This is a genomic window from Streptomyces sp. NPDC050147 (assembly GCF_040660195.1).
In the GTDB taxonomy this organism is placed as follows: domain Bacteria; phylum Actinomycetota; class Actinomycetes; order Streptomycetales; family Streptomycetaceae; genus Streptomyces.
Window position 1 is genome coordinate 183,380 of the sequence record NZ_JBFALJ010000011.1, and the last position, 26,673, is coordinate 210,052.

The window sequence follows — 26,673 nt, forward strand, 5'->3', positions numbered from 1 at the left end:
GGTCAACTAGAACCCGCCACCCCCGAAGTCCCCGCCACCCCCGCCGAAGTCCCCGCCACCGCCCCCGAAGCCGCCTCCGAAGTCGCCGGAGTCGAAGTCCGAGCCCGAGTAGTCCCCGCCGTCGTATCCGGCGCCCGCGCCGAAGTCGCCGTACCCCGCGCCGTAGTCCGCCGCGTAGGCCGGGCTCGCCATCATTCCGCCCAGCATCGTGCCCACCAGCAGGCCCGGCAGCATGCCGCCGCCGAAGTAACCGCCGGCCCAGGGGCCGTAGGCCGGGCCCGCCTCCCAGTACGGGCGGCGCTCCCCGGACTCCGTGGCCACCGTCCGCGCCATGGGGTCCTCGCCGTCCGCGAGACGCGTCGCGTCCGCCAGGCACACCGGAACCGAGCGCTCGGCCCCGCCCGCCGGCGCCCACGGGGCGTCCTTCACCGACGGACCGTGCCGCGGGTCGAAGAAGCAGGGGGCGCGCCGCTCCGGCAGCGGGCGGCCCTCCCTGCGCGCGGCGAGCAGGGCGAGCGAGAAGCGGCCGTCCTCCAACGACTGGGTGACGGCCCGCACCTGTTCGGGCCGTTCCGCCGCCGCCATGAACGACTTCGCCTTCTCGTACGAGTCGAGGGCCCGTTCGTAGTCCGTGCGCATCGCGTCGTCCGCTCCCGCCTCCGCGGGATGGAAGTCGAGCCGGTCCAGCTCCTCGCCGTACGCCGTGATGTCCTCGTCCACCACGACCCGCAGCTTCTCCAGCGCGGCCCGCTCCTCCTCCAGCTTGCGCCGCCGGTTGCGCCGGACCACCGCGTACGCGGCCCCGCCACCCGCGACGAGCACCGCACCGACACCGATCAGCGCGCCCACGGGAGCGTCGCCGTCGGAGCCGGCCTCCCAGGACGCGGGCGCCGAGCCGCGGGCGTCCTTCACCGCCTGGTCGACGAAGGCGTTGAGCTGGGTCTTGGTGTCGCCCTCGTCCCCGTAGGTCGTGACGAGGTTCGAGACGGCCGCGTTGGACAGCACCTGCCGGTCGGCCTTCGCGTCGAACGCGTCGCCGAGCCGGATCCCGTACACCCCCGTCACGCCGGTCTCGGTGCGCAGCTTCTGGAAGAGGTCCTGCTTGGGGAAGTCGGCGGGCAGCACCGCCACGAACACGGGCTTGTCGGCGTCCTTGATCTTCTCCGCGATGGCATCCGCGTCGGCCCCGGACAGCTGGTCCGAGGCGGCCGGATCCACGTACACCGGGCTCTTCTCCCAGGCCTCGGCCACGGCCGGGACACTGGTGGCGGCCGCGGCCCCGGGCGCCGCCGTGAACGACACGGCACCCAGGGACACGAGAAGCCCGGACAGCGCGACAAATATTCGCTTCGCCCCATTGCTCATACTTCGAAGCTAACTCAGTCGCGCCCCCGACGGCGGTCCGTGAGCGCCCCATGTGCGGCGACTACTCCACGGGCTCGACGCCCGCCCGCAGCAGTCCGTAGGTGTACGCGTCCTCCAGCGCCTGCCAGGACGCCGCGATCACGTTCTCCGCCACCCCCACCGTCGACCACTCGCCGTCACCGTCACTGGTGGAGATCAGCACCCGGGTCGTGGACGAGGTGCCGTGCTTGCCCTCCAGGATGCGGACCTTGTAGTCGACCAGCTCCATCTTGGCGAGCTGGGGGTAGATCCGCTCCAGACCCACCCGGAGCGACCGGTCGAGCGCGTTGACCGGGCCGTTGCCCTCCGCCGTGGCGACGATGCGCTCTCCCTTGGCCCACAGCTTCACGGTGGCCTCGTTCGCGTGCGTGCCGTCGGGCCGGTCCTCGACGATGGCCCGCCAGGACTCGACGCGGAAGTAGCGGCGTGCCCGGCCCTCGGCCTCCTCGCGGAGCAGCAGCTCGAAGGACGCGTCGGCGGCCTCGTACGAGTAACCATTGAGCTCCCGCTCCTTGACCCGCTCGACGACCCGGCCCACCAGTGCCCGGTCGTCGCCGAGGTCGATCCCGAGCTCCTTGCCCTTGAGCTCGATGGAGGCGCGCCCCGCCATGTCCGAGACCAGCATCCGGATGCGGTTGCCCACCAGCTCCGGGTCGATGTGCTGGTAGAGATCCGGGTCGACCTTGATCGCGGAGGCGTGCAGGCCCGCCTTGTGGGCGAAGGCCGAAACACCCACATAGGGCTGGTGCGTGGAGGGCGTGAGGTTGACGACCTCGGCGATGGCGTGCGAGACGCGGGTCATCTCGCGCAGCGAGCCCTCGGGCAGGACCTGCTTGCCGTACTTGATCTCCAGGGCGCCGACCACGGGGAAGAGGTTGGCGTTGCCGACCCGTTCGCCGTAGCCGTTGGCGGTGCACTGCACGTGCGTGGCGCCCGCGTCGACGGCGGCGAGGGTGTTGGCGACCGCGCACCCCGTGTCGTCCTGCGCGTGGATGCCGAGCCGGGCGCCGGTGTCGGCGAGCACGGTCCCGACGATCGCCTGGACCTGGGCGGGGAGCATGCCGCCGTTCGTGTCGCACAGGACGACGACGTCGGCGCCGGCGTCGGAGGCCGTGCGGACGACGGACTTGGCGTACTCAGGGTTGGCGCGGTAGCCGTCGAAGAAATGCTCGCAGTCGACGAAGACGCGCCGCCCCTGGTCCCGGAGGTAGGAGACGGTGTCGCGCACCATCTCCAGGTTCTCCTCAAGGGTGGTGCGCAGGGCGAGCTCGACGTGCCGGTCATGGGCCTTGGCGACGAGCGTGATGACCGGGGCTCCGGACTCAAGCAGGGCGTTGACCTGCGGGTCCTTGGCCGCTGAGCCGCCCGCGCGGCGGGTGGCGCCGAAGGCCACGAGCTGGGCGTGCCGGAAGGTGATCTCTTGCTGCGCGCGGGCGAAGAACTCGGTGTCGCGGGGGTTGGCGCCCGGCCAGCCGCCCTCGATGAAGCCCACGCCGAAGTCGTCCAGGTGCCGGGCGATGGTCAGCTTGTCAGCGACGGTCAGGTTGATTCCCTCGCGCTGCGCGCCGTCGCGCAGCGTGGTGTCAAAGACGTGGAACGAATCGTCGGGTGTGCTGGTTTCCGTCATGCTGATCTGGCTCCTGTGTCGGATCTCGGTCTACCGGAATGACCGGCTCCACCGCCTCAATGATCCCCCGCGCTCCGCGTCCGGCTGATGTTGGGCCAGGAAACGAAAAAACCCCTCGTGGGTACGAGAGGTTTGCGCGCGGGTCGAGAGACGACGGTGTCCGCCCGTACATGGTGGTACGAGACGGTCACTGCGGACCGGCGCGCCTGCTGCCAATAATCATGGCGAACGAGAGCACGGTCGCAGCCTGCCACAGCCCGTACACACCGCGCTGCCCCGTCTCACGATGCGGGCATACGTGGACGTCGCGGGTGAACGAAGCGGGCGGCGCGTGAGACGCGCCGCCCGCCAGACGGTGAGGCGTCAGCGCACGTGGCGCACGAACGTGTCGTACCCGTCATTGGTGTCGCCGCTCAGCAAGGTCGCGTCGCCGCTGAGGAAGGCGATGCGATGGGCGTCCGCCGAGATGCCGCCGGGGGCGACCTGCGCCGAGGCCGCGCCGCCCGTGGTGTCCGGCGTGACGAGCGTGGTGGCGCCCTCCTTCAGGTCCCTCAGGTAGACGGGCCACTCCTTGCCGTACTCGGAACCGGCTTCGGCCAGCTCCGACAGATACGTCAGGTAGCGGCCGTCGGCGCTGATGGCGGGCGCGCGGGTGTAGACCTCGCCCGGGCCGCCCTGGGTGCCGTGGATGCGCTGGTTCTCACCGGACGCGAGGTCGTGCACGAAGACGTTCCAGGCGGCGTCGTCGTCGTTCGGGACGAGATGCGTGTCGCGGGACTCGAAGACGACGGTGCGGCCGTCGCCGCTGATGGACACGGACAGGGACTCCTTCTCGGTCTTGGACCCGTCGTGGGAACGGTCGACCTGCGTCACCTTGCCCGTCTTGCGGTCGCGCACCCACAGGTCGCTCCAGTCGTCGCCGCGCGGACCGTTGACGAAGGAGTTCGCGTAGGCGACGCGACGGCCGTCGTCGCTGACGGTCGGCGAGTGGGCGTTACGCTCCCCGTCGCCGCCCGTGTACGGGTGGCTGACCTTCTCGGTGGTGCCGGTCTTCCGGTCGCGCAGGAAGACCGCCGTGCCGTCGAACTGCGGACCGTCCGTGCTGAACACGGCGTAGCGGCCGTTCGCGCTCAGGGAGACGCCGCCCGAGCTGTCCCCGGGGTAGCCGTCGGGCAGCTCGACGTCGAGACGCTCGAACTTCTTCGTCTTGCGGTCGTAGAGCCGCACGTCGGTCACCGAGTAGGCGTCCGCGGGGCTGGTGATCATGGCGACGTAACGCCCGTCGGCGCTCAGTGAGGGCGTCCTGACGTCGCGCCCTTCGAGGGAGATCCGCTCGGTCTTCTTGGTGCGCAGATCGCGTACGAAGATGTCGTTCAGGCCGTTGGTGTCGCCCGCGACCAGGTCGGTGGCCGCGGAGTCGAAGGCGGCGAACCTGCCGTTCCGGCTGATCACGGCCCCCGCGGAGCGGTCATCGGCGGCCTTGCCGTCGGCCGTGACGCTGACGCCCTCGGTGCGGGGCGCGTCGGCGGCGGGCGCGGCGAAGGCGTCGGGCAGTGTCGTGGCGGTGACCGCGGCGACGAGTGCGGCGGCGGCCAGGGCGGCGCGGCGCTTGGTGCTGTGCATGGTCAATTCCCCCGTGGTTGCTCAGAGTTCCGTGCGAAGGACTTCCTCGGTTCGGTGCGTGCGAGGTCGGTTCCGGACCGCACCGAGGGCCCACAGGGATACAAGCGCACCACCAGGAAACCCACAATCCGCAGAAATGCGTACAACCTAGACGGGGGTCTTGGGGTCCTGCGGGCCTGCGCCGAGCGCTCCGTCCAGGAACTCCCTCACGTGCGCGAGGATTTGGTCACGTCCCGTGCCGCGCAGGCCGATCGCCACATGGATGGAGAAGCCGTCGAGCAGCGCCCGCAGCCGGGCCGCGAACCGGTCGGGGTCCAGGGCCGCGAACTCGCCCCGCGAGACGCCTTCGGCGAGCAGCGCCACGAGGTCGCGGTGCCAGGCACTCTCGATGGCGACCTGACGGTCTCGCTCGTCCTCGTCGGCGTTCAGCGAGCGGTTCCAGACCTCCAGCCAGAGCGTCCAGTGGGGGTCGCCGGGGGCGTCGGGGACGTACAGGTCGACGTACGCGTCGAGCCGCTCGCGGGCCGTGCCCCGGCGGGCGAGCAGCCGGCCGCGCTCGGCGCCGCGCGCGGACTCGCTCCACTCCAGGGTGCGCAGGAGCAGCTCGTCCTTGGTGCGGAAGTAGTAGAGGAGGTGGCCGCTGCTCATGCCGACCTCGCGGCCGAGCGCGGCCATGGTCAGCTTCTCCAGGCCGCGCTCGGCGATCATCTCCATGGCCGCGGCAAGGACGTCCTCGCGCGGGGGCGCGTTCTTCCGGCGGGCGGCCTCGGCCACGGGGACTCCTGCGGTGATTCGTCTGACGCCGGCCGCGCTGGACGCGCCGGCCTCGCTAGATCTTCGGCTGCTGCTGGGTGATGCAGTGGATGCCACCACCCCCGGCAAAGATCGTACGGGCGTCCACGAGCGTCACGGTCCGCTCCGGGAAGAGTCGGCGGAAGATGCCCGCCGCGATCTCGTCGCGCGGGTCGTCGAAGGCGCATAGGACGACGCCGCCGTTGCAGAGGTAGTGGTTGATGTAGGAGTAGTCGACCCAGCCCTCGTCGTCGGTGAGGACGGTCGGCGCGGGCACCTCGACGATCTGCAGGGCGCGGCCCTTGGCGTCGGTCTGCCCCCGCAAAACCCCGATGATCTCCTTGCTGACCTCGAAGTCCGGGTGGGCGGGGTCCTGCTGGGAGTGGACGAGGACGACGCCGGGTGCGGCGAAGGCGGCGACGATGTCGACGTGGCCCCGGGTGCCGAACTGGCCGTAGTCGCCGGTCAGGCCCTTCGGCAGCCAGATCGCCTTCCGCGTGCCGATACGGGCGTGGATCTCCTCCTCGGCCTGCTCGCGGGTCAGCCCCGGGTTGCGTCCTGGGTCGAGCTGAACGGTGTCGGTCAGCAGGACGGTGCCCTCGCCGTCGACGTGGATGCCGCCGCCTTCGTTGACCAGGGGCGAGGAGTGGACGGGCACGCCGGCCAGGTCGGCGACATGGCGGGCGATCTTCGCGTCGTGTTCCCAGCGGGCCCAGTCCTGGCCGCCCCAGCCGTTGAACGTCCAGTCCACGGCGGCCAGTTGGTCGCCCTCGCGTACGAAGGTGGGGCCGATGTCCCGCATCCACGCGTCGTCCAGGTCGCGCTCGACCAGCTCGACGTCCGGGCCGAGGAGCGCGCGGGCCGACTCGCTCTGGCCGGTCCCGACGACCATCGTGACGGGTTCGAAGCGGCGTACGGCACGGGCGACGGCAGCCCAGGCGGCCCGCCCCTCGGCGAGCTCGCGCTCGTCCGTGAAGGTGGGGTTGGGGCCCGGCCAGGCCATCCAGGTGCGCTCGTGCGGGGCCCACTCGGCGGGCATGCGGAAGGTCATGGTGATCCCTATGGAAGGACTGACGGGAGGTCTACAGGAAGTAGAGGCGATTGAGCGAGACCGAGTCGGCGGGCTCGGAGCGCACCGGGTCGCCGTCGAGCGTGACCAGACCGGAGCGCTGGTCGACGTCGATGGAGCCGGTGCGGGAGTTGAGCCGCAGGTCGGCGGGGCCGATGCCCCGCGTGCCCCGCACGGCGACGCGGCGCCGCCGGGTGGGCATCGTGTCGTTGCCCTGGTCGACGGCCGCCTGGGCGACGAAGGCCACCGAGATGTCGGCGGGCGTCGAGCCGTACGCGCCGAACTGCGGTCCCAGGACGAGCGGCTCGCACGTGTCGGTGGCGGCGTTCGGATCGCCCACGACGCCGTACGCGGGGAAGCCGGACTTCAGGACCAACTGCGGTTTGGCGCCGAAGAATTCGGGCCGCCAGAGCACGATGTCGGCCATCTTGCCGACCTCGATGGAGCCGACCTCGTGGGCGAGGCCGTGGGCGATGGCGGGATTGATGGTCAGCTTGGCCATGTAGCGCAGGACGCGCGCGTTGTCGTCGCCTTCACCGTCCCCGTCCATGGGGCCGAGCTCGGCCTTCATCTTCCCGGCCATCGCGAAGGTCCTGCGTACGGTCTCGCCCGCGCGCCCCATGCCCTGCGCGTCGGACGAGGTGATACCGATGGCGCCCAGGTCGTGCAGCACGTCCTCGGCGCCCATGGTCCCGGCGCGGATGCGGTCACGGGCCATGGCCGCGTCGCCCGGCAGATCGGTCTTCAGGTCGTGGACCGAGACGATCATGCCGTAGTGCTCGGCGACGGCGTCGCGTCCGAAGGGCAGCGTGGGATTGGTGGAGGAGCCGATCACGTTCGGCACGCCCGCCATCTTCAGCACGTTCGGCACGTGCCCGCCGCCGCACCCCTCGATGTGGAAGGCGTGGATGGTCCGCCCCTCCAGCACCTTCAGGGTGTCCTCGACGGACAGGCATTCGTTCAACCCGTCGCTGTGCAGGGCCACTTGGACGTCATGCTCTTCGGCGACACGCAGGGCGGTGTCGAGCGCGCGGGTGTGCGCGCCCATGTCCTCGTGCACCTTGAAGCCCGACGCCCCGCCCTCGGCGAGCGCCTCGATCAGCGGGGCGTCGTGCGAGGACGAACCCCGGCCCAGGAAGCCGATGTTGACGGGCCAGGCGTCGAAGGCGTTGAACGCGTGTCGCAGCGCCCAGGGCGAGTTGACGCCGACGCCCCACACGGGCCCGAATTCCTGCCCGATGATCGTCGTCACGCCTGAGGCGAGGGACGCCTCCATGATGCGCGGCGAGAGCAGATGGACATGGGTGTCCACGGCTCCGGCGGTGGCGATCATCCCCTCGCCCGAGACGATGGACGTGCCGGTGCCGACGACGACGTCGACGCCGTCCAGGGTGTCGGGGTTGCCGGCCCGCCCGATGGCGTGGATCCGCCCCTCCCTGATGCCGACGGACACCTTGCGGATGCCCTGCACGGCGTCGATGACCAGCACATTGCTGATCACGACGTCACAGGTCTCGCGCACGGCGGCGGCCTTCAGGTGCAGCCCGTCGCGGGCGGTCTTGCCGAACCCGGCGAGGAACTCCTCGCCGTGCCGCTGGGAGTCGGACTCGACGCGGACCGTCAGCCCCGAATCACCGAGCCGGACGCGGTCGCCGGCGCGGGGGCCGTGCGTGGCGGCGTACTCGTACGGGGTGAGGCGGCGCGGTTCGGCGGGGTGACCTCCGGGGCGGCTCATCGCTCGACCTCCTGCTCAGTCGTTTCCGGTACGCCGAGGTAGCCGCAGGCGGCGGCGCGGCGCAGGGCCTCTTCGCGGGCGCCCGGCGCGTCCAGCGGCCCGTCGACAAGGCCGGCGAAGCCGATCGCGATCCGCTCGCCGCCGATCGGAAGCAGCCCGACCTCGGCGCTCTCGCCGGGCCCGAAGCGGACCGAGGACCCGGCGGGCACGGCAAGGCGCATGCCGTAGGCGGCCACCCGGTCGAAGTCGAGGCGGGGATTGGCCTCGAAGAAGTGGAAGTGCGAGGTGACGGAGACGGGCACGGTCGAGGTGTTGCGCACGGCTAGCGTCGCGACAGGCGCGGGCTCCTCGTGCTCCGGCCCGGGGAGCAGTGCCCCTGGCGCCTCACTCCCCAGCCCCCCACCGATCGGCTGGGCGACGACCGCGAGCCGGGACCCGTCGTCGAAGACGGCCTCCACGTGCACCTCGGTCACCACATCCGCGACGCCCGGCAGGACGTCGTCGGCTCCGAGCACCGAGCGCGCACGCTCGACGGCCTCGGCGAGCCTGGCCCCGTCCCGGGCCGCCTCGCACACCGTGTCCGCTATCAGCGCGGTCGCCTCGGGGACGTTGAGTCTGAGGCCGCGCGCCTTGCGGGCCCTGGCCAGCTCGGCGGCCCCGAAGAGCAGCAGCCGGTCGCGTTCCGTGGGGGTAAGTCGCACGCCACCACACCTCCGTCGTTTGAACGACACTCTAACCACGAGATTGATTCGACGGAAACATTGACGGGTGAGCTTGACTCAGGTCACATTGAGCGGCACTCAAACCGTCGGACGGTGGCCTGTGTGCGCAGGCCGCCACGATCGAGCGTCAGGGGCACCCTCATGCCGATAGAACAGCGCGGAGTCGACACCATCCCGGACGGGGAGCGCACCAGCGGCCCCCGCGATCTCATCTCGATCCTGCTCGGCTCCAACCTCTGCCTGGGGGTGATCGTCTTCGGCTGGCTGCCGGTGTCGTTCGGCCTCGGCTGGTGGGCATCCGTCACGTCCGTGGTGGCGGGCACGGTCCTCGGCACGGCTCTCACGGCACCCCTCGCCCTGGTCTCTCTCCGCACGGGCACGAATCTCTCCACCTCCTCCGGAGCGCAGTTCGGCGTACGGGGCCGCCTGGTCGGCTCGGTCGTCGGCCTCCTGCTCTCCCTCGGCTACACCGCGCTGACCATCTGGATCGGCGGCGACGTGATGGTGGGCGTACTGCACCGCCTGACGGGAATGCCCGCCGGCGGCCTCTCGTACGGGATCGTGTACGCGCTGCTCGCCGCCGCCACGGTGACGGGCGCGGTCTACGGCTACCGGGTCCTGCTGCGCCTTTCGCGCGTCCTCGCGGTCGGCATGACGGCGCTCCTGATCCTCGGGACGGTCGCCTACGCCCCCGACTTCACGACGTCGGCCCTCCCCGAGGCGGGCGGCTACCTCCTGGGCTCGTTCTGGCCGACGTGGCTCCTCGCCCTGGTGGCGGCGGGGCTCAGCGGCCCGATCGCGTTCATCACGCTCCTGGGCGACTACACGCGCTACGTCTCCCCCGCCCGCCACACCTCGCGCACGGTGCTGCGCGCCTCGTGGACCGGCCTGCTCACCGGACTCCTCGTCCCCCAGCTCTTCGGTACGTTCACGGCGTACGCGGCGGGTGCGGCGCTCGACTACGCGGGCCCGCTGGTCTCGGCGTCCCCGACCTGGTACTTGATCCCGCTCCTCCTGGCCGCCTCCGCGGGCTCGGTCGGCAACGCGGGCCTGATGCTGTACTCGATGGGCCTGGACCTCGACGCGATCCTGCCGAGGGCGTCGCGGGCCCGCGCGACGTACACGGTGGCCGTGGTCGCCACGGGGTGCGTGTTCGTGGGCCACTTCGCGTGGGAGGCGCAGGACGCGATGACGTCCTTCGTCCTCCTCCTCACGGCGATCGGCACGCCGTGGGCGGTGATCACCCTCATCGGTTTCGCACGCTGCGGGGGCGTGTACGACGCGGAGGCGCTCCAGGTCTTCAACCGCCGCAGCCGGGGCGGGATCTACTGGTACCGGGGCGGCTGGAACGTTCCGGCGACGGTGAGCTGGGCGCTGGGTGCGGGGGTCGGCCTCGCGGCGGTCTCACTCCCCTCCTACGAGGGCCCGCTGCTCTCCCTCACCGGCGGGGTGGACTGCAGCTTCCTGCTGTCGGGTGTGGTGGGAGGAGTGATGTACGTGGCCCTTGAGCGAGGGCGGGCTCCGGAGCGTGAGCCTGAGCCGGCGGCGGAAAGTGGCCCCACGGTCCGCAGCCTCACCTGACGGAACGGGCCCCCCGCCCACCCACCCGATCACCCCGCATCCGACCCTGGCCGAACAAGCCTTTCCCGCCCACCCACCCGATTGCCCCGCAGCGATCAGCCATCGGTCGGCCGCAGGCGGCAGCGGGCGCGAGGGGACGTGTCGGTTTGTCCGCCCGGAGCACGGCTCGCGGGACTCCGGTGCCGCAGCAGCCCCGCGGCCACCGGACGATAGCGAGGACGGACACACCGGCGCGGCCCCGCCCCCACAACCGAACCGCCACCGCAACCCCGCAACCCCGCAGCGACGCAGCGACGCAGCGACGCAGCGACGATCCGCAGCCGACAAAGCAGAAGACCGGCCCCGGGAGATCACTCCCGGGCCCGGCCTCCACCGCGTACAGACGTAAGCCCTCAGCCGAGATCATGCATCCAGCCGTGCCGGTCCTCCGCCGTGCCCCGCTGCACGTCAAGCAGCGCCTCGCGCAGCCTCATCGTGACCGGGCCCGGCTCGCCGCCGCTCTGCGTCCACTCACCCGAGCGGCACTTGACCGTGCCCACCGGGGTGATCACGGCCGCCGTGCCGCACGCGAAGACCTCCGTCAGGGTGCCCTCGGCCGTGTCCGCCTGCCACTGGTCGATCGAGACCCGCGCCTCCTCCGACTCGTAGCCGAGGTCCTTGGCGACCGTCAGCAGCGAGTCCCGGGTGATCCCGGCGAGCAGCGAGCCGGTCAGGGTCGGCGTGACGATCTTGTCTCCGTACACGAAGTACAGGTTCATGCCGCCGAGCTCCTCGACCCACTTGTGCTCCACGGCGTCCAGGTAGGCGACCTGGTCGCAGCCCTTCGCCGCGGCCTCGGCCTGGGCGAGGAGGGAAGCCGCGTAGTTGCCGCCGGTCTTGGCGTCGCCCACGCCGCCGGGGACGGCGCGCACGCGGTCCTCCGACAGCCAGATCGAGACGGGCTTGACGCCACCGGGGAAGTACGCGCCCGCGGGCGAGGCGATGACGATGAAGAGATACTCGTTGGCGGGCTTCACGCCCAGGCCGACCTCGCTCGCGATCATGAAGGGACGCAGGTAGAGCGACTCCTCGCCACCGTGCGCCGGCACCCACGCCTTGTCCGCCCTCACCAGCGCGTCGCACGCCTCGATGAACGTCTCGACCGGCAGCTCCGGCATGGCGAGCCGCCGCGCCGACCGCTGGAAGCGCTCCGCGTTGGCCTCGGGGCGGAAGGAGGCCACCGAGCCGTCGGGGCGGCGGTAGGCCTTCAGGCCCTCGAAGATCTCCTGCGCGTAGTGCAGGACGTTGGTCGCCGGGTCGAGGGAGAGCGGGCCGTACGGCACGAGCTGGCCGTCGTGCCAGCCGCGGCCCTCCGTCCACTTGATCGTCACCATGTGATCGGTGAAGTGGCGGCCGAACCCGGGGTTGGCCAGGATCGCCTCGCGCTCCGCCTTGGACAGCGGGCTCGAGGTGGGCTTGAGCTCGATCGTGGGTGTCGGCGTCGTCGTCATGAGTACTAGTCCTTCACGGTGTGATGGTGACGGACCGCGCTCACGTCTGTACTCCTCGTACTAGGACGTCCGAGTAACCCTGCATTCCGCGGCCCCGCGTTCGATTATCGCTCGCGTGGCGCCGAGGAAGAAACAGCGTGAATGCGGCCCAGGGGTCGATGGTGGCACCCGGAGCCGCATACGAGAAGCCGCCGGGTCGTGAACCAGACCCGGCGGCTTCTGTGTCAGAGGGGTGAGCTACCGGGTCAGCCCGCTACTCGTACGGCGAGCGCGTCGCCGATCTGCTCGGTGGTGCGCACCGTGTCGCCGCGCTCCGCGAGGTCCGCGGAGACGGCGGTCTCGATGCGCCCCGCCTCGTCCTCGTACCCGAGATGACGCAGGAGCAGCGCGACGGACAGGACGGTGGCGGACGGGTCGGCCTTGCCCTGGCCCGCGATGTCCGGCGCCGAGCCGTGCACGGGCTCGAACATCGACGGGAATTCGCGGCTCGGGTTGATGTTCCCGGAGGCCGCGACGCCGATGCCGCCGGAGACGGCCGCGGCGAGGTCGGTGATGATGTCGCCGAAGAGGTTGTCGGTGACGATCACGTCGAAACGGCCCGGGTCGGTGACGAGGTAGATCGTCGCGGCGTCGACGTGGATGTAGTCGGTGGTGACGTCCGGGAAGTCCTTCGCCACCTCGTTGAAGACGTTCGTCCAGAGGTGACCGGCGTACGCGAGGACGTTGTTCTTGTGGACCAGCGTCAGCTTCTTGCGCGGGCGGGCCTGCGCGCGGGCGAAGGCGTCACGGACCACGCGCTCCACACCGAAGGCGGTGTTGACGGAGACCTCGGTGGCGACCTCGTGCGGGGTCCCGGTGCGGATCGAGCCGCCGTTGCCCGTGTACGGGCCTTCGGTTCCTTCGCGTACGACGATGAAGTCGATCTCGGGCTGGCCCTTGAGAGGGGTCGCCACACCCGGGAGCAGCTTCGACGGCCGCAGGTTGACGTGGTGGTCGAAGAGGAAGCGGAGCTTCAGCAGGAAGCCGCGCTCCAGGACGCCGGACGGGACCGAGGGGTCGCCGATCGCGCCGAGAAGGATCGCGTCGTACCGCTTGAGGGCATCGACGTCCGCGTCGGTGAGGGTCTCACCGGTCGCGTGGTAGCGCTTGGCGCCGAAGTCGAACTCCTTGGTCTCCAGCTTCACATCCTGCGGGAGGACGGCATTGAGGACCTTGAGCCCCTGGGCCACGACTTCCTGGCCGATTCCATCACCGGGGATCACTGCGAGATTGAGGATGCGAGAACTTGCCGACATGCCCAGCACCCTACGCTCCGTCCCAGGGGATGACACGAGCAGTCCGGCATGCGGACACCCCTGGTCACGCCATGCGGGCGCCACCACATGGCCACTCGCTCTTTACCCGCAGGCCTGGCGGGAGTTGGAGGTCACTGGGAAGTTCTCTCTCCATGGACACCCCCAACGTCGGCATACCGGAGCAACTCGCCGCCAGGATGAGCATGCCGGAGCAGCACGAGTACCTGCGCCGGAAGCTCTCCCGCCGCAAGGTCCTCGCCAGTTCGTTCGCCACCGCCGGCACGGTCGGTGGCATCGGCCTGCTCGCCGGCAGCTCGGGCAACGCCCACGGCGAGAGCGCGTCGGCGTCGAGCCCGCTGGCCGCTGCGTCCGCACCGTCCGCGCCCGTCAAGGTCGACGGCAAGCTGGTGGCGCCCTTCGCCCGGCACCTCGCCTTCGGGGCCGACCCGAAGACGCAGATGCGGGTCTCCTGGCAGGTGCCGTTCGCGGTCAGGTCCCCTTATCTGCGCGTGGGGCTCAAGCCGTGGGAGCTGAGCCGGAAGATCGAGGCGGAGGTGCGCGATCTGCACACCCCGTCCCTGTCGAAGAAGCTGCCCGCGGTCGAGCAGTACTACCTGCACGCGGCGCTGGACGGCCTGAAGCCCGGCACGACGTACTACTACGGCGTCGGCCACGACGGCTTCGACCCGGCGTCGCCCGAGCGGATGGCGACGATCGGCTCCTTCCGCACGGCGCCCGCGACACCCGAGAAGTTCGTCTTCACCGCCTTCGGCGACCAGGGCGTGAGTTACGACGCGCTCGCCAACGACCAGTTGATCCTGGGCCAGAACCCGTCCTTCCATCTGCACGCGGGCGACATCTGCTACGCGGACAGCACCGGGCACGGCAAGGAGTCCGACACGTACGACGCGCGCGTGTGGGACACCTTCCTCGCGCAGACGGAGTCCGTGGCGAAGTCGGTCCCGTGGATGGTGACGACCGGCAACCACGACATGGAGGCGTGGTACTCGCCGAACGGCTACGGCGGCCAGTCCGCCCGCTGGTCGCTCCCCGAGAACGGCTTCGATCCGAGGAACGCGCCGGGCGTCTACTCCTTCACGTACGGCAATGTCGGCGTCGTCGCGCTCGACGCGAACGACGTCTCGTACGAGATCCCCGCCAACAAGGGCTACACGGACGGCAAGCAGACCGCGTGGCTGGACAAGCGCCTCGGCGAACTGCGGGCGGACGAGGCCATCGACTTCATCGTGGTCTTCTTCCACCACTGCATGTACTCGACGGCGACGCACGGGTCCGACGGCGGAGTGCGCGACGCGTGGCTGGAGCTGTTCACCAAGCACCAGGTGGACCTGGTCGTCAACGGCCACAACCACGTCTACGAGCGCACCGACGCGATCAAGGGCGGCGAGGTCGGCAGGCCCGTGCCGGTCGGCGCGTCGACCGATCCGACGCGCGACGGCATCGTGTACGTCACCGCGGGCGGCGCGGGCAAGGACCTCTACAGCTTTCCGGCGGGCGTGAAGGACAGCTTCGAGGGGAGCGTCGAGGACCGGGACTCGGTCCTGTCGTTCCACTGGACGAAGTCGCGCCTTCCCGACCCGGACACCGTGGAGTGGTCACGGGTGCGGTACACCGGCTTCTCGTTCCTCGCGGTGGAGGTGACGGCCGGCGCGGACCCGAAGCTGACGGTCCACGCACTCGCCGAGAGCGGAGAGCGCGTGGACCACTTCGAGGTGGTGCGCGGCAAGTAGCGGGGCGCGGGCAGGTCAGTGACCTGTCTCGCCGCCGTTGTCCCTGCGGTCGAGTGCGCGCTGCAGGGCCGCGGCGGCGTTCTTGCGCTCGGAATCGTTCGTACGGGAGGCGTGTCGGACTCGGCGTGCGGTCGTCTCGGCCATGAGAGATCCACTCCTTGAGGGAAGGGTGATTTCGAGACGCCGGAAGAGGCGGGGAGCGGGAGCCACAGGGGTTGCCTGCACGGGGCTCCGGCTCACGACCGCCATTCGCTTGGTCGAGCGAGACGTTCGGCTTCTACAAAGCTAAGCGAGGACGGAGCGTCTGTCTCCACAATTACTCGGACTTCCTACTATCTGAGACGGGCTTCACTCCGCGCCCCTCATTCGGCCGCCCTGAGGTCGCGGATCAGTGTGTTTTCGGCTGAAGCCGGCAGGCGCCTTCGACTAGAAGACGTCCCCGTCCCGCCAGTCGATGAGAAGTTCGTGCGCCGGGTCGAGACCGGCGCCCCACAGGAGCGGGGGCTCCTCGTCCGGCATGTGGATCACGCCCTCCGCGCCGAGGGCGCCGACCGTGCCTTTCCACTCCTGCCAGCCGCGGGCGAGGTAGAGCCGCTGCCCTTCGTCCGACGCGGAGAGCGCGCCAAGGGCGTACGCCCGGTCGATCACGTGCTCGAGCGCCCCCATCACCTGGCCGCCGAGCCCCTGCCGCTGCCGGTCCGGGCGGACGGCGACCGCTTCGACGTAACCGATGCGCAGCGAACGGCCGTTGTGCAGGATGCGGCGCTGGACCACGGAGCCGTGCGCGAGGAGGAGACCGGAGTCGTCGTGCACGAGGGCGTGCAGCCCGCCGAGGCCGTGATCCCAGTCCGCGTCAGTGAAGTCCCCGTCGAACGCCTCGTCCATCAGGGCGCGGGCCGCGCGGAGTTCGGTGGGGTCGAGATCGCAGGTATGGGCCGTACGCAGCGTGGTCACCTCTCCACCGTACTCAGGCCGAACTTGAGTACGCACGCCGATTTGCCCACGCCCGGACGGCGGCAGAGTCGGTGCCATGAACGGCCTCTACGCTCTCAAGCCCTGGTACGCGGACCGGTTGTCCGGCGTACGCGGCGCGCTCGCCCGCCGCGAGGTGTCGCCCAACACCCTCACCACGGCGGGTGTGCTCTGCGCGGCGGGCGCGGCGGCGTCGCTCGCCTGGCTGCCGGTTCCGTTCGCGGCGCTCCCGGTGGCGGCGCTGCTCGCGGCCCGCCTCGCCTTCGCGAACCTCGACGGCGCGCTGGCGCGCGACACGGGCCGCACGACGCGCCGCGGGGCGCTCCTGAACGAACTGGGTGACCGGGCGGCTGATCTGGCCATGCTCGCGGGTTTCTCGACCCTGGCCCCGCTGTGGCTGGTGGCGACGGCGGGCCTCGCGGCGACGCTCCCTTCGTGGGTGTCGCTCGCGGGCGCGGCGGCGGGCGCGCCCCGCCTGAACGGGGGCCCGGTCGGCAAGACGGAACGCTGCGCCCTCGTGATCCTCGCGGCGGCTTCCGGGTGGTTCGTTCCGGTGCTCGCGGTGATCGCGGCGGGTTCGGCGCTGACGGCGGGGCTGCGGCTCGTGCGGCTGTGGCGGGAGTTGGGCCCGGCTCACCCGGAGGGTCGGCGATGAGCGCCGCGTTCATCGCCGGGGAGGCCGCGGGGCGCGCCGTGCCCGTGGTGGCCGGAGTGCTCGGCGTTGGTGGAGTGGCCGTCGCCGCGCTGCCCTCGCGGGTGCGGATGCGGGCCGAGCTGCGCAAGCGGTGGCGGACCTGGGCGCTGGCCGCGCCGCTCTTCCTCGGGGCGTTCTTCCTGGGCCGGGCGGGGGCGTTCGCGCTCGCGGCCGGGCTCGGGCTGATCGCTGTGGGTGAGTACGCGCGGATGGCGGGGCTGCCGCGGGGCGAGCGCGCGGTGCTCGCGGTGGCCGCCGTGGCGGTGCCGGGCATCGCCTGGGCCGCGCCCGGCGCCCTGGATCTGCGGACGGCGGGCGTGCTGCTGATCGCCGCCGCCGGTGCGGCCCTCTTCTCCGGAGATGCCGCGCAGGGCTTCACGCGGGCGAGCCGGACGGTCTTCGGGCTGCTCTGGATCCCCGTCTCGCTGAGCGGACTCGTACTGCTGGGCGACACGGCCGTGGCGGTGGGCGTCGCGGTGGCGTTCGGGGACGTGGGTGCGTGGTGCGGGGGTACGGCGCTCGGCCGCAGGGGCCTTCTCGCCCGGCCGCTGTCTCCCCTCTCCCCCAACAAGACCTGGGCGGGAGTCGTGGGCGCGGCCACCGCGACCGCCGCCGCGCTGGCCGCGGTCGGTGCGTTCTCCCCGGTGCTGTGGGCCGCGGTGCTCGCCGGCTGCGTACTCGGGGATCTCCTGGAGTCGATGGTCAAGCGCGAGGCGGGCGTGAAGGACGCGGGGAGCTGGCTGCCGGGGTTCGGCGGTCTGCTCGACCGGATCGATTCGCTGCTGGTCGCTCTGCTTCTGACGATGGTGGTGACGCTGTGAGGGTTCGTACGACGTTTTCAGCCTGTCATGGGGGTCCCTCCCTGCTCCTTAAGAGCTTGGGGGAGATTGAGGACGGACTCGGCGGAGCCGGTGACCGACGGCGCCCGAAGCGGGGCGCGGCCCGTCTGCGCCGTGCCCTGTGGTGGACCCTCCTCACCCTCACCGGCGGTGTCGAGCGGCGCGGTCGACTCCCGCGCGGTGGCTGCGTGGTCGTGGCGAATCACTCATCGCACGCGGACACCGCCGCCCTCCTCGCCGCACTGGACGCCCGCCACGCGCCCGCGATAGGCGCCGCCGCGGACTACTGGTTCGCCTCCCCTTGGCGGCGGCGGATCTGCAGCCGCCTGGCCGCGGGGTTCCCCGTACGCCGTACGGGAGGCGGCATGGACGACCTGCTGTCCAGGGCGGACGCCCTGCGCGCGGGCGGAGCCGTCGTTCTCTTCCCCGAGGGCACCCGCGCACAGGCCGGCGAACTAGGCGCCTTCCACAAGGGCGCTCTCGTCCTCGCCCGGCAGGTGGACGTGCCCGTCGTCCCGGTCGCCATCGCGGGCACGGACCGTCTCCTGCCCAAGCACGGCAGGCTCCGCCCCGCCCTGGTGCGGGTCGCCATCGGTGAGCCGCTACCCGCGTCGGCCACCCCCGGGGAGGCCCGCGACGCGGTGGCCGCGCTGTATCGCCGTACGACGCAGGAACCCCTCGCCGACTCCCCCGCGCGCAAGCGGATCGCGGCGGTCGCGGCCTCCCGCCGGGGCCTCGCCGCAGGCTTCGTCTGGGCCTTCGCGGAGGCGCTGAGCTGGCCCCTGATGCCGGAGCTGTTCCTCGCCATCGCCTGCGTGGCCATGCCGCGCCGGGCCCTGAAGCTGTCCCTCACGGCGCTCGCGGGCAGCCTGGCGGGCGGGCTGCTCGCCCTCCACCTGGGCGCTTCCGGCGTGCAGTCGCCCCATCCGCTCACCACGGACCGGATGCGCGCCGAGGTACGTGCCGAGCTCGCCGTCGAGGGCGCGGCGGCCGTCCGCCACCAGCCCTGGAACGGCATCCCCTTCAAGGTGTACGCACGCGAGGCAGGCCGCGCCGACATCGCGCCGCACGACTGGCTGGCCCACTCGGCACTGTCCCGCGGCTCCCGCACCCTCACGGTGGGCCTCGCCTTCGGGGCCTTCGGGTTCCTCGTCCACAGGCTCCGACGGTTCTACGGGCTGTATCTGGCCTTGCTGGGTGGCGGATTCACGCTCGGGCTCTCATTGATCGTGACGGGATGGAGCTGACCGGGGCACACTCATGAACATGGCTGACGAGACCGCAGAACGGCCCTGGACCCCCATCCACGGCGAGCCCTACCGCTCCGTTCCGTACCGCCCCGAGCGCATGCCCGAAACCGAATCCCTCGCGCACGCGGCCGAGTTGAGGGCACGGATGCAGGAGCGGCGCACGGTGCGGCAGTTCGCCCCCGACCCCGTACCGGCACAAGTCGTGCGGGACGCCATCGCGTGCGCGGCGACCGCGCCGTCCGGCGCGCACCAGCAGCCGTGGACCTTCGTCCTCGTCCAGGATCCGGAGATACGCCGCCGTATCCGTGAGGCCGCCGAGCACGAGGAGCGCGTCTCGTACGACGGGCGCCTCGGCGAGGAGTGGCTGGCGGCCCTGCGTCCGCTCGGCACGGACGAGGTGAAGCCGCATCTGACGGACGCGCCCGCGCTGGTCGTCGTCTTCCAGCAGCGCTACTGGCTGGGCGAGGACGGCACCAAGCACAAGCACTACTACGTCGACGAGTCGGTGGGCATCGCGGTGGGGATGCTGCTGTCCGCGCTGCACCTGTCGGGCCTCGCCGCGCTGATCCACACGCCGAGCCCGATGCGGTTCCTGTCGCAGGTGCTCGGCCGGCCGGAGAACGAGAAGGCGTTCGCGGTGATCCCGGTGGGCTATCCGGCGCCGGACTGCCAGGTCCCCGATCTCGTGCGGAAGTCGCTGGATCAGGTGCTCGTGGAGGTCTGAGCGGAGACCAGCTGACGCTCCATGGACGGGTAGTCCGTGTACCCCTCGGCCCCGTGGGTGTAGAGGTGCGCCGCGTCGATCTCCTGGAGCGGCGCGTTCGCCGCGAACCGCTCCGGCAGGTCGGGGTTGGAGATGAAGGCCCGCCCGTACGAGACGAGGTCCGCCAGGCCTTCGGCGAGGACCGCCTCGCCCGCCTCCCGCGTGGTCGGGTCGCCGTTCTCGCCGACGTTGCCGATGAGGGTGCCGTGCCAGTGGGGGCGCAGGTCGGTGAGGGCCGGGTAGCTGTCGTTGTCGGTGAGGTGGAGGTAGGCCAGGCCCAGGCCGTCGATCTCGTCGAGCAGCGCGCGGTAGACGGGGCCGGGGTCCGCCTCCACCATGCCGAACTGCGGGTTGCCCGGCGAGAGGCGCAGGCCGAGCCGCTCGGCGCCGATGGCGTCGGCGACGGCGCGTACGACCTCCACGGCGAAGCGGATGCGGTCGGCGATCGTGTTCCGGCCGTACGCGTCGGTGCGGAGGTTGGAGTTGTCGGCGAGGAACTGGTGGATCAAGTAGCTGTTGGCACCGTGCAGTTCGACGCCGTCGAAGCCCGCGGCGATGGCATTGCGGGCGGCGTCCGCGAAGTCCTGGACCGCCGTGCGGATGTCGTCGAGGCTCATCTCGCGCGGGGTGACCGGGTCGGCCTTGCCGCCGTCACGCACGTGGACGCGGCTCGGGTCGACGAGCACGGCGGACGGCGCCGCGGGCGCGTCCTCGTCGATCCGGGACAGCGGGTGCCCGTGCCGGCCGCCGTGCATCAGCTGGGCGTAGATCCGGCCACCGGCGGCGTGCACGGCTGCGGTGACCCGCCGCCACCCCTCGATGTGCGCGGCGGTCTCAAGGCCGGGGAAGCGCCAGCCGCTCTGGCCCCGGCTGCTGGGCCAGATGCCCTCGGTGACGATGAGGCCGGCGCTGGCGCGCTGGGCGTAGTGGTCGGCGACCACGGGCAGCGGGGTGCCGTCCTCGGTGGCACGGTGGCGGCTCATGGGAGCCATCACGATGCGGTTGGGGAGGGGCCCGAGGGGGCCCGCGGAATACGGTGCGAGAAGCGAAGTGTTCGTCATGCCGGAACGGTAGAAGTTGACACTGGTGTCAGATTCAAGTGCGAAGGCACTTCAAGTGCGGAGGTACGCGTGACATGAGGATCGGCGAGCTGGCGAAGCGTACCGCTGTGAGCGAGCGGTCCCTGCGCTATTACGAGAAGCAAGGCCTGCTGCCCGCGGACCGCACATCCGGCGGCCACCGCGACTACCCGGAGGCGGCCGTCGACCGGGTCGTCCGCATCCAGGAGCTGTTCGCGGCGGGCCTGTGCAGCGCGAAGATCGTGCAGCTCCTCCCGTGCATGCGGGACCAGGACGGCGGCCCGTCGGAGACGGCGACACCATGGCTGGTGGACCAGCTGTCGGTGGAACGGGCCCGCATAGACGGCATGGTCGAGGAGCTGCTGCGGGCACGGGAGGTCCTGGACGAGGTGATCTCGGCGGCGTCGGAGAAGAGCAACGCCTGATCAGCTCGAGTCCCGGCCCCCACCCTCAACGCCAATTCCCAACCCCTAACCCCTAACCCTTGAACACTCATTGACCGGTTAGGTCGTCACGTGCTCTACTCACCCTGAGGCAACCACCAAACTGCACTTGAGGGGTTAGACATGAGCAGCAAGACCCACCACCGCTCCACCACCGTCCGAGGCCACGAGATCTCCTACCGCGAGGCGGGACCCGCCGACGCCCCCGTCCTCCTCCTGCTGCACGGCTTCCCCACCAGCTCCCACATGTTCCGCGACCTCATACCGCTCCTCGCCGACCGCTACCGCGTCATCGCCCCGGACCACATCGGCTTCGGCCGCTCGGCCACGCCCTCCGCCCGGGACTTCACGTACACCTTCGCCGAACTCGCCGCCCTCACCGCGGAGTTCACCGAGCAGCTGGGGCTCACGCGTTTCGCGCTCTACGTCCAGGACTACGGCGCGCCCATCGGTCTGCGCCTCGCGCTCGCACACCCCGAGCGCGTCACCGCGATCGTCACGCAGAACGGCAACGCCTACGAGGAGGGCCTCGGCACCGAAGCCTGGGCGCCCGTCCTCGCCTACATCGCCGACCCGAACGAGAAGACCGCCGCGCCCGTACGGGAGATCCGTTCCCCGGAAGGCATCAAGTGGCAGTACACGCACGGCGTCCCGGACCCGACCCTGGTCAGCCCCGATGCCTGGCTGCACGATGCCGCGCTGATGGCGCGCGAGGGCCAGGACGAGATACAGCTCTCCCTGATCGGCGACTACGGCAGCAACATCGAGCTGTATCCCGCGTTCCAGGAGTACTTCCGTGCCTCCCAGGTCCCGCTGCTCGCGGCATGGGGCGCCCACGACGAGGTCTTCGTGCCCGAAGGCGCCCTCGCCTTCCTCCGTGACCTGCCGGAGGCCGAAGTGCACCTCCTGCCCACCGGCCACTTCGCCCTGGAGACCCACGCGGCGCAGATCGCCGGTCTGATCGACGACTTCCTGACCCGGCGCCTGCCCTGACCCGGGAAACAGCACCGCCCCCGACCGGGGTGGGGCCCAGGTCGGGGGCGGGGTTCAGGGGGGCCGAGGCCCCGGGGGGCGTCAGCCCATGTGCGGGTACGAGTAGTCCGTCGGCGGGACCAGCGTCTCCTTGATGGCGCGGGTCAGCGTCCAGCGCTGCAGGTTCTGCGGGGCGCCCGCCTTGTCGCAGGTGCCGGAGGCACGGCCGCCGCCGAAGGGCTGCTGGCCGACCACGGCACCGGTCGACTTGTCGTTGATGTAGAAGTTGCCCGCCGCGTAGCGGAGCTTGTCCATCGTGTACGCGGCCGCGGCGCGGTCGTTGGCGATGACCGAGCCGGTGAGGGCGTAGTCCGACACCGACTCCATCTGGGTCAGCATCTCCTCGTACTTGTCGTCCTCGTAGACGTGGATCGCCAGGAACGGGCCGAAGTACTCGGTCGTGAAGACCTCGCTGGCCGGGTCCGAGCACTCGACGACGGTCGGACGGATGAAGTAGCCCACCGAGTCGTCGTACGTGCCGCCCGCGACGATCGTGCAGGACGGGTCGGCCGCCGCGCGGTCGATGGCCGCCTTGTTCTTGGCGAACGCACGCTCGTCGATGACCGCTCCGATGAAGTTGGAGAGGTCCGTGACGTCGCCCATCTTGATGCCGTCGACCTCAGCGGCGAACTCCTCGCGGAAGCCGTCGTTCCAGATCGAGGCGGGGACGTACGCACGCGAGGAGGCGCTGCACTTCTGGCCCTGGAACTCGAAGGAGCCGCGGGTCAGGGCCGTCTTGAGGACGGCGCGGTCGGCGCTGGGGTGCGCGACGACGAAGTCCTTGCCGCCGGTCTCGCCGACCAGACGCGGGTACGTGCGGTAGTTGGCGATGTTCTCGCCGACCGTCTTCCACAGGTGCTGGAAGGTCGGGGTCGAGCCGGTGAAGTGGATGCCCGCCAGGTCGCGGTGGGTCAGGGCCACCTCCGAGACTGCGATGCCGTCACCGGTGACGAGGTTGATGACGCCCTTGGGCAGGCCCGCCTCCTCCAGGAGCTGCATGAGCAGCACGGCGGCGTGCGTCTGCGTCGGGGACGGCTTCCACACGACCACGTTGCCCATGAGGGCCGGGGCGGTGGGGAGGTTGCCCGCGATCGCGGTGAAGTTGAACGGCGTGATCGCGTAGACGAAGCCCTCCAGCGGGCGGTGGTCCAGGCGGTTCCAGACGCCGGTCGCGTTCGCCGGGGGCTGCTCGGCGAGCAGGTCACGGGCGTACTTGACGTTGAAGCGCCAGAAGTCGATCAGCTCACAGGGCGTGTCGATCTCGGCCTGCTGGGCGGTCTTCGACTGGCCGAGCATCGTGGAGGCGGCGAGCGTCTCGCGCCACGTCGTGGAGAGCAGCTCGGCGGCGCGCAGGATGATCGCGGCGCGGTCGTCGAAGGACATCGCGCGCCACGCCGGAGCGGCGGCGAGGGCCGCGTCGATCGCGTCCTGGGCGTCCTGCTTGGTGGCGCCGCGGCCGGTGCCGATGACGGACTTGTGGTTGTGCGGCTGCACGACCTGGAAGGGCTCACCGCCACCGAGGCGCTTGACGCCACCGATGGTCATCGGCAGCTCGATGGGGTTCTCGGAGAGCTCCTTGAGCTTGGTCTCGAGGCGGGCACGCTCCGGGGAACCGGGGGCGTAGCCGTGCACCGGCTCGTTGACCGGCGCGGGGACCTGGGTCACAGCGTCCATGAGTTCCGTATCTCCTTTAGGGGGGTCGGGGGAAGTCGGGAAGGAGCGCTCAGCCCTTGGTGAGGATGGAGCGGGCGAAGAAGAGCAGGTTGGCCGGCTTCTCCGCGAGGCGGCGCATGAAGTATCCGTACCAGTCGGTGCCGTACGCGGTGTAGACACGCATCCGGTGGCCCTCGGCCGCGAGCCGCAGGTGCTCGTCGCTGCGGATGCCGTACAGCATCTGGAACTCGTACTCGTCCAGTTTGCGCCCCGCACGCCGCGCGAGCTCCTGTGCGATGGAGATCAGGCGCGGGTCGTGGGACCCGATCATCGGGTACCCGTCGCCCTCCATGAGGATGCGCATGATCCGTACGTACGCCTTGTCGATCTCCGCCTTGTCCTGGTACGCGACCTCGGCGGGCTCCTTGTAGGCGCCCTTCACGATGCGTACGCGGCTGCCGGCGGCGGCCAGGCGGCGGGCGTCGTCCTCGGTGCGGAAGAGGTAGGACTGGATGACGCAGCCGGTCTGCGGGAAGTCCTTCCGCAGCTCTTCGTGGATGGCGAACATCGAGTCGAGGGTGGTGTGGTCCTCGGCGTCCAGGGTGACCGTGGTGCCGATCGCGGCGGCGGCCTCGACGACCGGACGGACGTTGGCGAGGGCCAGCTCGTGACCGCCTTCGAGGGACTGCCCGAACATGGACAGCTTCACGGACATCTCGGCCTTGGCGCCGAGGCCGAGGTCCTTGAGACGCTCGACGAGCTCCAGATAGGCGTCACGCGCGGCGGCGGCCTGCTCGGGCGTGGTGATGTCCTCGCCGACGACGTCGAGGGTGACCTCGAGGCCCTTGTCGGCGGCGTCCGTGATGATCGGCACGACCTGGTCCACGGTCTCACCGGCGATGAAGCGGGCGACGACCTGCTTGGTGCCGGGGGCCGCCGAGACGAATCGGCGCATCTGGTCGCTGCGCGACGCGGCGAGGATCACGGGACCCAGCACGGGCACCTCCACGGAGAGTAGAAACAAGGCCTTACCTGGTCAGTCGTAACGAACCGGTACGGCACGGAGAACCACCGTGAAACTTAAGGATCCCGCCGATCCGGTGCCATCGACAGCTGTCACGCATCCGTGCCCTGGATCTCAGACATCTGTCTGAAGGCGGGGGCGAACTACGTCAGAATGGACAGCGTGAAAGGCGATTACCAGGAACTGGTCGACGAGATCTCAGCCCTGCTCGGCGCCCCCGCGACGCTGGAGAACCGCGATTTCGAGCTGATCGCCTTCGGCGCGCACGACAGCGGCGGCGGCGACAGCGACTTCGACGCGGCGGCCCTGGACCCGGTGCGCACCCGCTCGATCCTCACGCGCCGCTCCACGACCGGGGTCCGCACCTGGTTCGAGAGCTTCGGCATCACCCGCGCGACGGCCCCGGTCCGCATTCCGCCCACCCCGGAGGCGGGCGTCTACCGCGGTCGGATCTGCCTTCCCGTACGGCATCGGGGGTTCGCCCTGGGATACGTATGGCTGCTCGACAACGAGCCCGGACCCACGGAAGCCCAGCTGGCCGCCGCCATGGAGGTCGCCGCCCGCATCGGCGCGCTGCTCGCCGACGAGGTGCAGGCGGGCGCCGATCTGACCCGGGAGTTCCGCGCGGTCCTGACCGCCGAGCGCGGCTGGCAGCGGGACATGGCCGTGGCCGACCTGCGTACGGCGCTCGGCCCGCGCGGCGAGGGCCTGCACGCGGTGGTGTGCGTGGCCCCCTGGCCCTCCGCGGACCCCGATTCGGCTCCCTCGGTCCGTACGGTGCAGGGGGCCACCGCCCTGTGCACGGTGCCCTGGGGCACGGCGGGCCAGAGCCTCGCGGTCCTGGTCCGGCTGCGCTCGGCGGACGTGCTCACCCCTGCCCTGTCTGCGGCCACGCGGCTCCTGGAGGCGGCGAAGGACGCGGCGGCGGGCATCGCGAACGCCCGGCACGGTCTGGAGGAGCTCGGGGCCGCCTGGTGGGAGGCGTCGACGGCGGCCCGCGCGGCCCGCGCCGAACCGCGCTTCGCCCCCGTGGCCCAGTGGGCGGAGGTGGGCCCCTACCGCCTGCTCACCTCGCTGCCCGCCGAGGCCGCCGAGGACCCGGCGGCCCGCGCGCTGCTCTCCCCCGCCCACCGCGAACTGGCCCGCACCGCGGAGGTGTTCCTGGACTGCGCGGGCCAAGCGGGCCGCGCGGCGGCGGAGTTGGGAATCCACCGCCAGACGCTCTACTACCGTCTCTCCCGCGTGGAGCAGCTCACGGCCCTGGACCTGGACGACGGCGAGGACCGGTTGCTGCTGCACATGGTTCTGAAAGCGTCACGACTGTAAGAGCGCGGCTACAGACGGCTTCTGACGTGACCATGGCCGAGTAGCGTCTCCTCTTGATCACTCAGCCATTCCACAGGGGAGACGTAACACCCGATGAAATTCACGTTGTTGGCACCCGCCGTCGCCGCCGTCGCCCTTGCCGGCACCACCCTGACCAGTGGTGTCGCCATGGCGCAGACGCCGTCGGCGCCGGTGTCCGCCGCCGCCGCCGCGGCGCCCTACTGCGGCAACGGCCTCACGAACGTGCCGGCCAAGGAGAGCGTCAAGATCCGCTCGACGCCGAAGGTGAAGGGCACGGCCCTCGGAGTGTGGGGCAAGGGGCAGAAGGGCTTCATCTGCAACGACGGCAAGTCGATCAAGGGCGAGAAGTACACGCTCTGCGGCAAGACGAGCACCGAGTGGCTCTACGGCATCAACAACAGCACGAACGTGAAGGGATACGTCCCCCGTGCGTGCATGAAGTGGTAGCCAGGAACGGCTCGTCGGCATGACCGGCAGTGGTGCGGGTG

Annotated in this window: 24 protein-coding genes; 10 read left to right on the forward strand and 14 right to left on the reverse strand. The window is 70.9% G+C overall.

From position 1 onward, the window contains the following. Window positions 1-6: 6 nt before the first annotated feature. The 7 genes from AB0I94_RS19145 to ureA all read right to left on the reverse strand — a co-directional run bounded on the left by AB0I94_RS19145 (window position 7) and on the right by ureA (window position 8,951). Entirely contained in the window at window positions 7-1,365 is a 1,359-nt protein-coding gene (locus tag AB0I94_RS19145) for a hypothetical protein (protein WP_363310733.1), read from the reverse strand. A 61-nt stretch (window positions 1,366-1,426) separates the two neighbouring features. Next, window positions 1,427-3,031 carry a citramalate synthase gene (cimA, locus tag AB0I94_RS19150; protein WP_363310734.1) on the reverse strand — a complete coding sequence of 535 codons (1,605 nt, stop codon included), beginning with the start codon at window positions 3,029-3,031 and terminating at the stop codon, window positions 1,427-1,429. A gap of 363 nt (window positions 3,032-3,394) precedes the next feature. Then, window positions 3,395-4,654, reverse strand: coding sequence for a hypothetical protein (locus AB0I94_RS19155; protein ID WP_363310735.1), 1,260 nt, complete (start codon window positions 4,652-4,654; stop codon window positions 3,395-3,397). A gap of 147 nt (window positions 4,655-4,801) precedes the next feature. After that, window positions 4,802-5,368: a TetR/AcrR family transcriptional regulator gene (locus tag AB0I94_RS19160; protein WP_363310797.1), complete on the reverse strand. Its 567-nt coding sequence runs from the start codon at window positions 5,366-5,368 to the stop codon at window positions 4,802-4,804. Window positions 5,369-5,483: 115 nt separating this feature from the next. After that, window positions 5,484-6,497, reverse strand: a complete 1,014-nt coding sequence (locus tag AB0I94_RS19165) for an agmatine deiminase family protein (protein ID WP_363310736.1) — start codon at window positions 6,495-6,497, stop codon at window positions 5,484-5,486. 31 nt (window positions 6,498-6,528) lie between these two features. Beyond that, on the reverse strand, window positions 6,529-8,250 hold the full coding sequence (locus tag AB0I94_RS19170) for an urease subunit alpha (RefSeq protein WP_363310737.1): 1,722 nt from the start codon (window positions 8,248-8,250) through the stop codon (window positions 6,529-6,531). Then, a complete protein-coding gene (gene ureA, locus AB0I94_RS19175; RefSeq protein ID WP_363310738.1) occupies window positions 8,247-8,951 on the reverse strand; it encodes an urease subunit gamma in 705 nt (234 codons plus the stop codon). The genes AB0I94_RS19170 and ureA overlap by 4 nt, the downstream gene beginning before the upstream one ends. A gap of 162 nt (window positions 8,952-9,113) precedes the next feature. Here ureA and AB0I94_RS19180 point away from each other — a divergent pair, with 162 nt between their 5' ends. After that, a complete protein-coding gene (locus AB0I94_RS19180; RefSeq protein ID WP_363310739.1) occupies window positions 9,114-10,553 on the forward strand; it encodes a cytosine permease in 1,440 nt (479 codons plus the stop codon). A gap of 392 nt (window positions 10,554-10,945) precedes the next feature. Here AB0I94_RS19180 and AB0I94_RS19185 read toward each other — a convergent pair whose 3' ends face one another. Beyond that, window positions 10,946-12,043 carry a branched-chain amino acid aminotransferase gene (locus AB0I94_RS19185; RefSeq protein ID WP_363310740.1) on the reverse strand — a complete coding sequence of 366 codons (1,098 nt, stop codon included), beginning with the start codon at window positions 12,041-12,043 and terminating at the stop codon, window positions 10,946-10,948. A 245-nt stretch (window positions 12,044-12,288) separates the two neighbouring features. After that, window positions 12,289-13,338 (reverse strand): 3-isopropylmalate dehydrogenase, encoded by a 1,050-nt coding sequence (locus tag AB0I94_RS19190; protein ID WP_363310741.1) that lies wholly within the window; start codon window positions 13,336-13,338, stop codon window positions 12,289-12,291. Window positions 13,339-13,490: 152 nt separating this feature from the next. Here AB0I94_RS19190 and AB0I94_RS19195 point away from each other — a divergent pair, with 152 nt between their 5' ends. Next, window positions 13,491-15,089 carry a metallophosphoesterase family protein gene (locus AB0I94_RS19195; RefSeq protein WP_363310742.1) on the forward strand — a complete coding sequence of 533 codons (1,599 nt, stop codon included), beginning with the start codon at window positions 13,491-13,493 and terminating at the stop codon, window positions 15,087-15,089. A 15-nt stretch (window positions 15,090-15,104) separates the two neighbouring features. Here the strand turns inward: AB0I94_RS19195 and AB0I94_RS19200 are convergent, their stop codons facing one another. Together AB0I94_RS19200 and AB0I94_RS19205 are read right to left on the reverse strand one after the other, a co-directional pair. Then, a complete protein-coding gene (locus AB0I94_RS19200) occupies window positions 15,105-15,233 on the reverse strand; it encodes a hypothetical protein (RefSeq protein ID WP_363310743.1) in 129 nt (42 codons plus the stop codon). A gap of 282 nt (window positions 15,234-15,515) precedes the next feature. Further along, window positions 15,516-16,043 carry a GNAT family N-acetyltransferase gene (locus AB0I94_RS19205; RefSeq protein WP_363310744.1) on the reverse strand — a complete coding sequence of 176 codons (528 nt, stop codon included), beginning with the start codon at window positions 16,041-16,043 and terminating at the stop codon, window positions 15,516-15,518. Between the two features lie 76 nt (window positions 16,044-16,119). Here AB0I94_RS19205 and AB0I94_RS19210 point away from each other — a divergent pair, with 76 nt between their 5' ends. The 4 genes from AB0I94_RS19210 to AB0I94_RS19225 all read left to right on the forward strand — a co-directional run bounded on the left by AB0I94_RS19210 (window position 16,120) and on the right by AB0I94_RS19225 (window position 19,568). After that, entirely contained in the window at window positions 16,120-16,716 is a 597-nt protein-coding gene (locus AB0I94_RS19210) for a CDP-alcohol phosphatidyltransferase family protein (protein ID WP_363310745.1), read from the forward strand. Beyond that, window positions 16,713-17,576 (forward strand): phosphatidate cytidylyltransferase, encoded by an 864-nt coding sequence (locus AB0I94_RS19215; RefSeq protein ID WP_363310746.1) that lies wholly within the window; start codon window positions 16,713-16,715, stop codon window positions 17,574-17,576. The genes AB0I94_RS19210 and AB0I94_RS19215 overlap by 4 nt, the downstream gene beginning before the upstream one ends. Window positions 17,577-17,641: 65 nt before the next feature. Continuing rightward, complete coding sequence (locus AB0I94_RS19220; RefSeq protein ID WP_363310798.1) at window positions 17,642-18,841, forward strand: lysophospholipid acyltransferase family protein; 1,200 nt, start codon at window positions 17,642-17,644, stop codon at window positions 18,839-18,841. 19 nt (window positions 18,842-18,860) lie between these two features. Then, entirely contained in the window at window positions 18,861-19,568 is a 708-nt protein-coding gene (locus AB0I94_RS19225; RefSeq protein WP_363310747.1) for a nitroreductase family protein, read from the forward strand. Here AB0I94_RS19225 and AB0I94_RS19230 read toward each other — a convergent pair. After that, window positions 19,547-20,668 (reverse strand): alkene reductase, encoded by a 1,122-nt coding sequence (locus AB0I94_RS19230; RefSeq protein ID WP_363310748.1) that lies wholly within the window; start codon window positions 20,666-20,668, stop codon window positions 19,547-19,549. The genes AB0I94_RS19225 and AB0I94_RS19230 overlap by 22 nt on opposite strands. Window positions 20,669-20,742: 74 nt before the next feature. Between AB0I94_RS19230 and AB0I94_RS19235 the strand changes: the two genes are divergently transcribed. Both AB0I94_RS19235 and AB0I94_RS19240 read left to right on the forward strand, forming a co-directional pair. Beyond that, on the forward strand, window positions 20,743-21,111 hold the full coding sequence (locus AB0I94_RS19235) for a MerR family transcriptional regulator (RefSeq protein WP_363310749.1): 369 nt from the start codon (window positions 20,743-20,745) through the stop codon (window positions 21,109-21,111). A gap of 141 nt (window positions 21,112-21,252) precedes the next feature. Next, a complete protein-coding gene (locus tag AB0I94_RS19240; protein ID WP_363310750.1) occupies window positions 21,253-22,122 on the forward strand; it encodes an alpha/beta fold hydrolase in 870 nt (289 codons plus the stop codon). An 81-nt stretch (window positions 22,123-22,203) separates the two neighbouring features. Here AB0I94_RS19240 and pruA read toward each other — a convergent pair whose 3' ends face one another. Continuing rightward, window positions 22,204-23,835, reverse strand: coding sequence for an L-glutamate gamma-semialdehyde dehydrogenase (gene pruA / locus AB0I94_RS19245; RefSeq protein WP_363310751.1), 1,632 nt, complete (start codon window positions 23,833-23,835; stop codon window positions 22,204-22,206). Window positions 23,836-23,884: 49 nt separating this feature from the next. Beyond that, window positions 23,885-24,811, reverse strand: coding sequence for a proline dehydrogenase family protein (locus AB0I94_RS19250; protein ID WP_363310752.1), 927 nt, complete (start codon window positions 24,809-24,811; stop codon window positions 23,885-23,887). 180 nt (window positions 24,812-24,991) lie between these two features. Here AB0I94_RS19250 and AB0I94_RS19255 point away from each other — a divergent pair, with 180 nt between their 5' ends. Both AB0I94_RS19255 and AB0I94_RS19260 read left to right on the forward strand, forming a co-directional pair. Further along, window positions 24,992-26,164 (forward strand): helix-turn-helix domain-containing protein, encoded by a 1,173-nt coding sequence (locus AB0I94_RS19255; protein ID WP_363310753.1) that lies wholly within the window; start codon window positions 24,992-24,994, stop codon window positions 26,162-26,164. Window positions 26,165-26,257: 93 nt separating this feature from the next. Continuing rightward, window positions 26,258-26,632: a hypothetical protein gene (locus AB0I94_RS19260; protein WP_363310754.1), complete on the forward strand. Its 375-nt coding sequence runs from the start codon at window positions 26,258-26,260 to the stop codon at window positions 26,630-26,632. Window positions 26,633-26,673 lie beyond the last annotated feature (41 nt).